Here is an 11,632-nt window from a genome sequence, read left to right as displayed (position 1 = left end):
GTCTACCACGTTCCCTTTGCTTTTGTGCATCGCCTCACCGTTCTCATCGAGGGTCCAACCGTTCGTTACGACGGCGCGGTAGGGCGCTTGGCCTTTTGTTGCCACGGCGATCATCAGGGAGGAGTTGAACCAGCCACGGTGCTGGTCTCCCCCTTCGAGGTAAAGGTCGGCGGGCCAATGCAGTTCCGGCCATTCGCCCGATTCCAAAACCGCCCGATGGGTGCAGCCCGAATCGAACCAGACGTCGAGCACATCGGTCTCTTTGCGTAGGCGCTCCACTCCGGCCCCACATTTGGGACAAACGAAGTTTGGAGGCAGTATTTCCGCCGGGGTACGCCGATACCAGGCGTCGGAGTTCTCTCGGCGCACGAGGTCGGCAACCGCGCCGATGCTCTCTTTGGTAAGGATGGTTTCGCCGCAAGCGTCGCAGTAGAAGGCGGGGATACCAACGCCCCAACTGCGTTGGCGCGAGAGGCACCAATCGGGACGATTGGCAACCATGCTGGTAATGCGATTGATGCTCTCTTTTGGATACCAAGTCACCTTTTGGATGGCTTCGAGAGCTTTTTGACGAAAGCCGTTATGGTCAATATTCATAAACCACTGCACGGTGGCGCGGAAGATGAGGGGGCTGTGGCATCGCCAGCAGTGCGGGTAGGAGTGTTCGTATTTACCGGCGCTCATGAGATGGCCGGCATGTCGCAGCGCCTCAATAACGGCGAGATTGGCGGGGGCATCTGCCTCGCCAGGCTCCGGCACCACGCGTAGGCCGGCAAAGGAACGACCGGCGTATCCTCCGGCCTCTTGGGTGTAGCGGCCGGACGGGTCTACGGGGTTGAGCACCTCTAAGCCATACTGTTTGCCTGTTTCAAAGTCCTCCTTTCCATGCCCGGGTGCGGTATGGACGATGCCTGTGCCGGTATCCATGGTCACGTAGTTGGCCAGTACCACGGGGGAGGGTCTATCGAAGAGAGGATGGGTTGCGATAAGCCCCACCAGTTCAGAGCCACGAAGCGTTTTAACGGGGGTGAACTCGGCTGCATGGAGAAGCCCCATGGTGGTTTCCAAGAGAGGTTGCGCGACGAGGTAAAAGGCGCGTTCCGCTCCGATCTCGGCGGAGACGACGACGTACTCGGCATCGGGGTGCACGGCGAGCGCGAGGTTGGCGGGGATGGTCCAGGGGGTTGTTGTCCATATCAGGATATAGGCCTGATGATCCTTTGGGGCAGGGAAAACGCCATTTGGGTCTTCACGAACGGGAAAGCGCACGTAGATGCTATGCGAGACGTGTGGCTCGTACTCCACCTCGGCGTCAGCGAGGGCGGTTTCGCAGACGGCGCACCACAGCACCGGCTTAAGCCCACGATAGATATACCCCTGTTCGACAAGCTCACCAAACACCTCAACCAGCTTGGCTTCGAATTTAGCCTCCATAGTGAGATAGGGATGCTCCCAATCTCCGCGGACCCCGAGGCGTTTGAACTGTTCTCGTTGGACTTCAATCCAGTGCTGGGCATATTCACGGCAGGCGCGTCGGAGGGCGAGCCGGTCGGTTTCGGGGCGTTCGCCGTCGGTGGTTTTGGCCTCTTCACGAAAGCGTCGGGCCACCGCGTTTTCGATGGGCATACCGTGGTTGTCCCAGCCGGGGACATAGGGCGCTCGGTAGCCATCCATCGTGCGGAAGCGTGTGGTGATGTCTTTGGCGATTTTGTTGAGCGCGTGGCCGAGATGGATATTTCCGTTGGAGTAGGGGGGGCCGTCGTGCAGCACGAACGTGCCTTTGGGAGCCGGTTTCTGCAGGCTTTTTGCGTAGATGCGCTGCTGGGCCCAGCGGCGCTGAAACTCCGGTTCTCGTGTGGGCAGGTTTCCCCGTTGCGGGAAAGCCCCGGGGTCTCGATCGCTAAGGGTTATATGAAGCGTTTTACGATAGTCGTACTGTTTTGAGTTATCGGAATGGGCGGACATCTTTCCTTTTCTCCGAGCGAATGGGTTTCAGGCCTCACCGATGCCGAAACGTCGGTGCCATGGCATAAAAAAGGCGCCGCCTTATTGCGAAGGGGCGCAACGAGGCGACGCCGGAGGAACGACAGGCTTTCAGGGCACCGGCGTCGCCTGTGTAATCTCGATAATGAGCGCATGCGAGACCGCTATCGGCTGCTCGCTGCCTACGAGAAAAGAGCGAATAAGAAAATGCATAGGATGGCACCTGGAACTTCGGAGCTAAACGGCTCCGAAGCGTCTCTTTATTATACCTTTACTACGCAGGGGATCGTTCACTTTGCGCCAGGAGGATCAAAGCGTTGTTCTCCATGGGATTGGCGTCGTTGGGACACTCCGCTTCTCGCAGGCAGCTGCGAGAAGCTGCCAGAGAGATAGGGGCTGTGGAGACTGCCAATCTTACGGTTCTAGAGGCCGTTTGTAGAGCAGGTCGGCTTCGTTCGCCCCCTATCCCGGCCTTTCCCCCGATTCGGGAGAAAGGGGGCGGTCGTGGTTAGTTACCGAAGGGAAGGTTATCATAAGAGATTGCCAATAAGCTTACTGGTCTCCCCTCTCCCAAATTGGGGGAGGGGAGTGGGGGTGGGGGCTGGAGAATGGCGACGCCAAAGCCCCCCTCTCATCCCCCCGCACGCGGGGGGAAGCTAACCCTCCCTCCCCCTACAGGGGGAGGGTTGGGGTGGGGGCTTGAAGAGCTGGCGATACGCCTGTCCTTTCGTGCCAAAGGCGATATGAACGACTGTCATTTCGAGCCGAAGGCGAGAAATCTTGAGTTTCCATTCCTACCCGTTCTGAGCGGAAAGGGCAAGGCTGCAGAAACCGCTAATTGCTTCGGTTCTAGAGGCAGTTAGCAAACTGAGCTTATCTCGTTCGCCCCCTATCCCATCCTTTCCCCCGATTCGGGAGGTGCTAGCGCACGGCGATGCAGCGGCCAGAGAGATAGACAATGAAGAAGACGACACAGGCCGCTGAGGCGTCTACATTGTTTTGAATGGAGAAAGGAGGCGGTCATGGTTGGTTTCCGAAGGAAAGGTTATCAAAGGAAACCGCCAGTAAACTTGCTGGTCTCCCTTCTGCCAAATTGGGGGAGGGAGCCGGCTTTGGCGAGAAAGATGCAACCGGTTTTTGGAAGTCGGCGACAGGCGCCTTGTCTCAAGTTTTACGGGTGGAACGGTTACTCAAGAGGGGAGAATCGTGCTATACTTAGCCATATCGCAAGGGAGTATAGGCCGATGTCCTCTTCAACAACCGAAACAACCTCACCGCACGGTTTTTCCTTAGAGGGGGAAGCCTACGTAGAGGCCATCATCGAGCGTTATCGGCAGTACGTCAATCCGGGTTTGGCCCGACTCATGCAGTTTGGCGGCTTTGGGGACGTGGAGGTCTCTGCCGGAGGGTGTGTGCTCACCACGGCCACGGGGGCTAAGTATTTGGACTTTCTCGGCGGTTATGGGGTGTTTTCTGTGGGGCATCGCCACCCTAAGGTCGTGGAGGCCGTTCATCGTCAGCTGGATCGGCTCCCTCTTTCGGCCCGCACCTTTTTCTGTGAGGCGCAGGCGTTACTTGCCGAGCAGCTTGCCCGGCTAACTCCAGGCTCGCTGCAGTTCACCTTTTTCTCCAACAGTGGCACCGAGGCGGTGGAGGCTGCGTTGAAGATGGCGCGGGTGGCCACAGGCCGCACGCAGTTTGTGAGCGCGGAAGGCTCTTATCACGGCAAGAGCATGGGCAGCCTTTCGGTAACCGGCAGGGAGAAGTATCGCAAGCCTTTCGAGCCTCTCGTTCCCGGAGTGAGCTTTGTGCCCTACAACGACGTAGAGGCCCTCGCCGCTGCCGTCACTTCGGAGACGGCGGCGGTGATTCTCGAAACGATTCAGGGTGAAGGGGGCATTATTCCCGCCAAACCGGGCTATTTAGCGGCGGCTCGCGAGATTTGCGACCGGCAAGGCGCGCTGCTGATCGTGGACGAGGTACAGACCGGCTTGGGGAGGACGGGCGCCCTTTTTGGAGTCGATCATGAGGGGGTGTGCCCGGACATTATGACGCTGGCCAAAGCCCTCGGCGGTGGGGTGATGCCCATCGGGGCTACCATCGCGACTCCGCCGATTTGGGAGCGGATTTTCGGTGAGAATCCTCTGCTGCATACCTCCACGTTCGGTGGCAACCCCCTTGCGTGCGCAGCGGGGCTGGCCGCTCTAGAGGTGATTCAGGAGGAAAACTTGGTGCAGCGGGCTGCTGAGCGTGGGGAGCAGTTGCTTGCCGGCCTACGTGCCGTTCAAAAGGAGGCCGGTGGGGCTATTACGGAGGTGCGCGGCCGTGGGCTGATGATAGGGGTGGAGTTCGCTGTGAAGGACGTCGCGGAGCTAACCATTAACGGTATGGCGAGGCGCGGGGTGATCGCAGCCTATACGCTGAACAACCCGAAAGTGATTCGGCTAGAGCCTCCGCTGATCGTAACGGCCGAACAGGTAGATACCGCCCTGAGCGCGTTTCGTGAGGCCGCCTTGGAGGCGATTTCACTGCTAGAAGGATTGGAGGAGACCGTTGAATAGAGGGAGGGTGCAGGCCGCAGGGCGCTACGCGCTGGGTCTGCTCGTTCTTGGCCTATCGCTGGCCGGCTGTTCCAAAGAGACCCCATCGAGCGGCGGGAGTTCTTCGGTAGCTCAAGGGGGGAAGCCCAAGATCGTTTTTGTGTTTAAGGTAGGAGGAATCTCCTATAGCGACGCCTGTAAGGCGGGGGCCGAGCAGGCCAACAACGACCCGAAGATAGATGCCACGGTAGAGTATGAGGCGCCCGACCAGGCCTCGGCGGGCAAGCAGGCCGAAATTATTGACCAGGCGCGGGTTGGGGGCGCCAATGCAATTGTGGTGTCGCCGGACGATGCCCAGGCCGTTGTGCCTGCTTTGGATAAGGCGGCGGATGCCGGCATTCAGACGTTCACTTGGGATTCGGATGCTCCCACCAGCAAACGCAAGTTCTATGTGGCCGCGGTAGACGACGTGCAGATCGGCGTTGACATTGCGGACGCGCTGGCCAAGGCGATAGGAGGGAAGGGCAAAGTGCTGATCTTTAGCGGCCAGCGCACGGCGCAGAACTTGAACAAGCATGTGGAGGGGATGCTGGAGGGGTTTAAGAAATATCCCGGCATTACGGTGGCCCAGCCGATCTACTATAACGATGATGACAAGACCAAAGCGGTCGCCTTGGCGGTGCAGGCGTTGCAGGCGAACCCGGATGCGGTAGGAATCGCCTGTGCGAATTCGGTAAGCCCTCCCGCGGCCGGCGAGGCCTTGAGGAAGCTGGGGCGAGTGGGCAAAGTGAAGGTGTGGGGGCTGGCGTTGCCCAGCGAAACACGCACCTATTTGAAAGACGGCTCGGTAACCGGGCTTTACTTATGGGACCCAACCAAGCTTACCTACTATACGGCCTACCTCGTCCGTCAGGCCTTACGGGGGGAGATGCCGAAAGACGGTGAGAGGCTGCCCGGCCTTGCGCAGCCGATCCAGGTCAACGGACCTATTGTCACCTTGCCGTTGCGCATCACCATTACAAAAGACAATGTGGATCAGTTCCACTTTTAGAAAAGCGTTGGTAAGGAGTAAGCGACTATGGAGATGGGAATCGTTGGTTTAGGGAAGATGGGCGGCAATATGGCCGAGAGGCTTATTCGCCGGGGACATCGCATTGTAGGCAGTGACCCCAATGAGGCCGCCCGCCAGCGTTTGAGCGCCTTACAGGGCGTGGCCGTCAGTAGCGTGAAAGACCTGATTGACCGCCTAGAGCAGACGCCAAAAGTCGTCTGGAGCATGGTGCCTGCGGGGGAGATAACCGACAACGTCATTGCGGAGGCGGTACAACACCTGCGCCCCGGCGACATTGTGATAGACGGCGGCAACTCGCGCTATACCGACTCGCAGCGCCATTATGAGTTCCTCAAGGAGAAGGGCATTCGCTTTCTCGATGCCGGCACGTCCGGCGGCATTTGGGGGCTAGAGGAGGGTTACTGTCTGATGGTTGGAGGCGACGCCGACACCTTTCAGGCCGTTGAACCTCTTTTGCGCGACCTCGCCCCGGAGGGTGGACTGTTACACACGGGGCCTGCCGGTTCCGGTCACTATGTAAAGATGGTGCACAACGGCATTGAGTATGCCCTGATGCAGTCGTACGCGGAGGGGTTCGAGATACTGAAAGCCTCTCCCTACCCCAGCCTCGACCTAGAGGCCATTTGCAATCTGTGGCAGCACGGCAGTGTGGTGCGATCGTGGCTTTTAGAGCTGGCTGCGCGGGCCTTTCATCAAGACCCCAATTTAGAGAAGATCGAGGGCTATGTGGAGGATTCGGGTGAGGGGCGCTGGACGGTGATGGAGTCGATAGAGCATGCAGTGCCCGCACCGGTTATCGCGATTTCGCTCTATCTACGGTTTCGCTCGCGCCAGCCCGACAGCTTTAGCGCCAAGGTGCTGGCGGCCTTGCGGAACCAGTTTGGGGGGCACCCGGTGCACCCAGCAGAAAAGCACGATTAGGAGGCTTACCCATGGCACGGATCGCGCATTTAGGATGGGCTTGTGGTGGGGCCTTGCTGACTCTTGCCGCCTTGCACGGACATAGCGCCCCGCCGGAGCCAAAGACGTTAGTGGCCGAGCAGTTTCGTTTAGTGGATGCACGGGGCAACACGCGCGCCGTGTTGAGCTGCGCTCCAGACGGCAGTCCAAACCTTCTCTTTGAGGACGCTCAGGGCCATGCAAGGGCCCAGGTGGGCATGAAGGGAAGTCGCTCCATCGTCAATCTTGACGATGGGGATGGGAAGGCGCGTGTGCAGCTGCTTGTGGAGGAGGACGGTTCGGTAGGCCTTGCCCTGCACGATGCTCAGGGGCATGCCCGCGTAACGCTTAGTTTGGCGCCGGACGGCAGTCCCACGCTGGCCTTGAGGGATAAAACCGGCGTGCCGCGGGCCTCTTTGGAGATATTCAAGGGCAAGCCTTACTTCAACCTCTCCGACGATCAGTCGCAGGCGGCTGCGGCCATGCTCATCGGGGTGACGAATGAGCCGACCATTCTGCTTCGAGACAAGGATGGCAAGCCGCTTTGGGGGGCGCCCTAACGCGGCTAGGTAGGAAAGAACCTTATCTTATTAGGCTAGAAAGTAGGACGATGTCATCTGACGTAACGAACCCCTGTGCTCTCGTGCTTTTCGGATCGACCGGCGACCTAACGCGGCGGAAGATTATGCCGGCGCTTTACAGCCTCGCCAAGCAGAAACTGCTGCCCCCAACCTTCGCTATTGTCGCCTTCGCCCGGCGAGATAAGGACGATGCGACCTATCGGGAGGATGTACGCGCCGCCATACGTGAGTTCGCTCCGGCCCTACAGCCGGAAGGGCCGGAATGGGATGCCTTTGCGCAGAATATCTTCTATCTGCGCTCCACACTCGACGACAGCGAGGGCTACCACCGATTGGCAAACCTGCTCGATACTTTAGACGAGGAGCGCCACCTTGGCGGCAACCGGCTTTTCTATTTGGCCACACCTCCTGAAAACTTTTTGGAGATCATTGACCATCTTGGGCGGGCCGGTTTAAACCGTCAAAAGACGCCTCAATCGTGGACGCGAATCGTTGTTGAAAAGCCTTTCGGCTATGACCTGGCCTCGGCACGACAGCTGAACGCGGAGTTGCGAGCGCGTTTTCGCGAGGATCAGATCTTTCGAATTGACCACTATTTGGGCAAAGAGGCGGTTCAGAACATTTTGGTATTGCGTTTTGCCAACCACATTTTCGAGCCGCTCTTCAACAAGAACTACATTGACCATGTGCAGATCATCGTGGCCGAGACGATAGGGGTTGAGGGGCGTGGGAACTACTTCGATAAATCGGGCATTACGCGCGACATGATTCAGAACCATGCGCTGCAGGTGTTGACGTTGGTGGCGATGGAGCCGCCCATCTCTTTGCATGCCGACGCCGTTCGCGATGAGAAGGTAAAGACGCTGCGATCGTTGCGGCCGTTTTCGCGAGAGGATGTGGCTCAGAGAACGGTACGAGGTCAGTATGGGCCGGGCAAGATCGTGATTGATGGCAAGGAGATGGAGGTACCGGGCTATCGTGAGGAGGAGGGGGTTGACCCCAAATCCACCACAGAGACGTTTGCGGCCATTCACTTTGCTTTAGAGAACTGGCGTTGGGCCGGGGTTCCTTTTTATGTTTTGGCCGGCAAGCGGTTGCCCAAGCGCGTTACCGAGGTTCAAATACAGTTTAAAGCGGTGCCGGATGTGCTTTTTGCCCGCACGGCTGCGGAGGGACTGCGCCCCAATCGGCTGGTCATCCGCATTCAGCCGGACGAGGGGGCGTTCTTTGAGGTATGCAGCAAGGTGCCCGGCCCCGGTTTAAAGATTCAGACGGTACAGATGGATTTCAAATACGGCTCGGCTTTCAGCGTGCCGGTGCACGACGCCTACGAGCGGCTGCTGCTCGACGCCATTCGCGGCGATGCCAGCCTTTTCGCCCGTGGCGACGAGGTGGAGGCGGCTTGGGAGGTGGTGACGCCCATTTTAGAGGCGTGGGAACACCTTACGTGCCCTGTGTTCCCCAACTATCCGGCAGGCACTTGGGGGCCGAAGGCCGCCGCCGATCTGCTTCGCGAAGGGCAGGTGTGGCGCATTCCGCAATGACGCAGTCGGCGGCCTTGAGGGAAATGTGCAGTGCGCAGTACCATCGGCCTTAAGTAATGAGGGAGAGATATGGCAGAAGAGAGCGATAGCACGTTCACCGAGACGAGTTCGGACGGCGGTACCGGAACGAAGGCAGAGCGCTTGCAGCATGTTGCCGCCCGCGCAGCCACCTGCATGGCGTGCGATTTGGCGGCCACACGAACTCAGGTGGTGTTTGGTGATGGAAACCCGGAAGCGCCGTTGATGTTGGTGGGTGAGGCGCCCGGCATGCACGAAGATGCCACGGGCAAGCCGTTTGTTGGGCGTGCCGGGGTGCTGTTGGACGCCTGTTTGCGCGAAAACGGCATCTCGCGAAAACACATCTATATTACCAATTTGGTGCGCTGCCGTCCCTTTACCACGGAGAGCGGAGCGGCACGAAATCGCCCACCGACGCAAGAGGAGATCAATGCGTGCCGACCCTGGTTAGAACAGACCATTGACATCATCCAACCGTTGGTCATCCTGTGTTTAGGGGCCCCTGCGGCCAACGTCTTGATCCACAAAGGCTTCAAAATGAGCCAGGAGCGTGGCCAGTGGTTCGAGGGGCGTTACGCGCGCTATGTGGCCGCCACATGGCATCCGGCCTATATTTTGCGTCTTCAGGGAGATGCCTATGAGGCCGCCCGGCGGGAGTTGGTGGCCGACATCGCCGCGGCGCGGCAAAAAGTGATCGAGGCCAAGCGCGAACCTAAGCTGACCCTGTTTTAAGGTGTCGGCCGTTAGAAGAGATCCAGCTCACCTTGTAGTGGCCGATGGATGCCGGTGGCCGTGGGGCGTGGAATACAGGAATCGAAATCTTGCGGGGATGGGAAGGCCTCTTCGAGGCGGCGGGCAAACTTGTAGAGCTTGTCAATATAGTAGGCGATGTTCTCATCGTTTTGGTACTCTTCTAGGCGCCCAAGCCGGCCATCTTTGCGCTCATAGACCCACACATAGTCTCCGATGGGCACTCCCTTTGCGACCTCCGCCGAGCGGCTCTTGAGTTCGCTTTGGAACGTTTTGGGGGTCACCCGCTCGCGCCTTGCCAAGTCTCGAATGGGAATTTCTCGGTTCAGCAGGCGTTGGATGGTCTGTTCATAGAGCTTGCAGAGGCTTTGGATATCGCCGTCGAGCAGATAGGCAATGGCTTTTTCGAGGAACTGCCGGCCGTAGTGTTCATCGGCGCGGGAGCGGAGGGAGGCGCCTTTAAGAATGCGGGTGCCATCGTAGCAGGCAAGCGCGTAGTTTTTGGTTTTTAAGGAGAGCATAGCTGCATAGCGCCCGTCGAAGGCCAGCCGAATGCCGGGTGGGAGCATGGCACCGATTTGGGCCACGTAGGCGCGTTCAGCCTCTTCCCCTTCGACGCCTTCGGGAGGCACGAAGTAGACGCCATCGGTGTCCACTTCGATCACACGGCTGCCCGTCTTCTCGAGGTGCTGTACAAGCGATTGAACGAGCTTGCGTCCCTCTTCCGTTACGCGACGTGCTGCGTCGTAATCGTTGAAGTTAAAGGGGCCACCGAGGTAGCCGTAGAAGGAGTTGATCAGCACCTTAAGCGAGGCCTGCAGGCCGTCCCAATAGGCGAACTCGGTGGAGGCCTTTTGCGTTTCGGCGGCCTTTCGCTTGGCCTCAAGGCGCCGTTCGGTTAGAAACCGCAGGGCAGGGAGAAAGATGCCCAACGTATCGGAAGCCGGTGCAATGGAGTAGGCCAACATAAGGCTGGGGTAGAGGCTTTCCACATCGGCCTTTACCACTCGGCGCAGCACCCCGCGCTCGCGAACCTCCACATAGCCGCCCTCATAGGGTTTGGAAGGCTGTGGGAAAGGAATGGCTTTTCCTTCATGGAGGTAGGCACGTAGGAAGATGGTGTTGATCTTTTCGCCGTTACCCGATGCCACAACCTGCCCATAGTTGTCGGGAACCATTTGGGTTTGGTAGAACTCGACGGGGGTGATGATGGCCGCCAGGCGCTCCACCTCTTCCACATCTTGGAGGGCATAGCGCAGCACCATGTCGGGCTGTTGTGCGTAGAGCTTCAGCATATCCTGGCGAGGAAGCTCGACACGGTCTTCTGAGGCGATGCCGAAATGGCGAGCGCACTCTTTTAAGCCGTAGCTCACGAGAGATTGGCGTCCCCAGTCGAAACGTTGCACAACAAGGTAGGTATCCACCACATGTCGGCCGAAGATATAGACCGGGCGGAAGGGGCGCGTGGCGCCACCGATGGCGTAGTTGCGTTCGTTTGCGCGCCAAGGCTCGGACCCATCGCGTCCTAGGGCCAATTTCACCCCAAGAACCTTTGCCCTTTCCATTAGATAGGGAAAGTCGAAGCCGAGAATGTTATGGCCTTCGAGCACATCGGGGTCGCGTTCGGCGACGAGCGTTACGAACTGCTCCAAAATGGCTATCTCGTCGCCCTCCAGCACCGTTTTGAAGCCGGTGTTGTCGGAGATGGCGATCAAGAGAATCCGGCTATCGGGAGCCGTGGGGCTAAGCCCGGTGGTCTCCAGATCGAACTGCATTCGGCGGATGTCTTCAAACCCCATCCCTTTGAAGAGGGTTTTCCCGAGGCGGGTGAGCGCCATACGGGCGTCGCTGTTGCAGGCCAAGTGCTCGATATGGTGCTCGCGCAGCCACAGGCGTGCATCACGATAACTCGCGAGGTCATCGAAGAGGGCCAGTATGCGATATCCTTTGCTAAAGGTCTCATCCGCATCGAGGGCGATGCATTCGGCGATGGGAATTTGGGGTGGCGGCTCTTCTTCAAGCAGAAGCCAGGGGCGGAACGGAATGGTGCGACAGACCACCTCGTCTGTTTCGGTGCGGCGATAGACGGCGAGGGTGGTATCTTTTGCAACGGTCTCCACGGCCACAATGCGGGGTTCGGGGTCCCACCCGTAGAGTATCTCTTCGGCCTGCATGACGGTATTTTCTTCTTTGTGGGGATGTTTT

At 58.7% G+C, this 11,632-nt stretch carries 8 protein-coding genes; 6 read left to right on the top strand and 2 right to left on the bottom strand.

Translation table 11 applies throughout. The features are described 5' to 3' along the window. Positions 1-1,965, bottom strand: a 1,965-nt coding sequence (ileS, locus tag VKV18_RS14750) for an isoleucine--tRNA ligase (RefSeq protein ID WP_324204944.1), incomplete at its 3' end; no start/stop codon positions are given. Between the two features lie 1,262 nt (positions 1,966-3,227). Between ileS and VKV18_RS14745 the strand changes: the two genes are divergently transcribed. The 6 genes from VKV18_RS14745 (at position 3,228) to VKV18_RS14720 (ending at position 9,409) form a co-directional block, all read left to right on the top strand. Beyond that, the gene (locus VKV18_RS14745; protein WP_324204943.1) at positions 3,228-4,544 is read left to right on the top strand and encodes an aspartate aminotransferase family protein; all 1,317 of its coding nucleotides are present in this window, start codon (positions 3,228-3,230) and stop codon (positions 4,542-4,544) included. Continuing rightward, positions 4,537-5,574, top strand: coding sequence for an autoinducer 2 ABC transporter substrate-binding protein (locus VKV18_RS14740; RefSeq protein ID WP_324204942.1), 1,038 nt, complete (start codon positions 4,537-4,539; stop codon positions 5,572-5,574). Before VKV18_RS14745 ends, VKV18_RS14740 begins: the two co-directional genes overlap by 8 nt. 27 nt (positions 5,575-5,601) lie before the next feature. Beyond that, positions 5,602-6,516 (top strand): phosphogluconate dehydrogenase (NAD(+)-dependent, decarboxylating), encoded by a 915-nt coding sequence (gnd, locus tag VKV18_RS14735; protein WP_324204941.1) that lies wholly within the window; start codon positions 5,602-5,604, stop codon positions 6,514-6,516. Between the two features lie 11 nt (positions 6,517-6,527). Further along, entirely contained in the window at positions 6,528-7,094 is a 567-nt protein-coding gene (locus VKV18_RS14730) for a hypothetical protein (RefSeq protein WP_324204940.1), read from the top strand. A gap of 50 nt (positions 7,095-7,144) precedes the next feature. Beyond that, entirely contained in the window at positions 7,145-8,659 is a 1,515-nt protein-coding gene (zwf, locus tag VKV18_RS14725) for a glucose-6-phosphate dehydrogenase (RefSeq protein WP_324204939.1), read from the top strand. 69 nt (positions 8,660-8,728) lie between these two features. Then, positions 8,729-9,409 (top strand): uracil-DNA glycosylase, encoded by a 681-nt coding sequence (locus tag VKV18_RS14720; protein WP_324204938.1) that lies wholly within the window; start codon positions 8,729-8,731, stop codon positions 9,407-9,409. A gap of 11 nt (positions 9,410-9,420) precedes the next feature. Here VKV18_RS14720 and VKV18_RS14715 read toward each other — a convergent pair. Next, positions 9,421-11,632, bottom strand: a 2,212-nt coding sequence (locus tag VKV18_RS14715; RefSeq protein WP_324204937.1) for a DNA polymerase domain-containing protein, incomplete at its 5' end; no start/stop codon positions are given.

It is taken from the genome of Chthonomonas sp. (assembly GCF_035294505.1).
Lineage (GTDB): Bacteria > Armatimonadota > Chthonomonadetes > Chthonomonadales > Chthonomonadaceae > Chthonomonas.
Note: the sequence above shows the minus strand (reverse complement) of the source record. Positions and strands in the feature narration are given on the sequence as shown.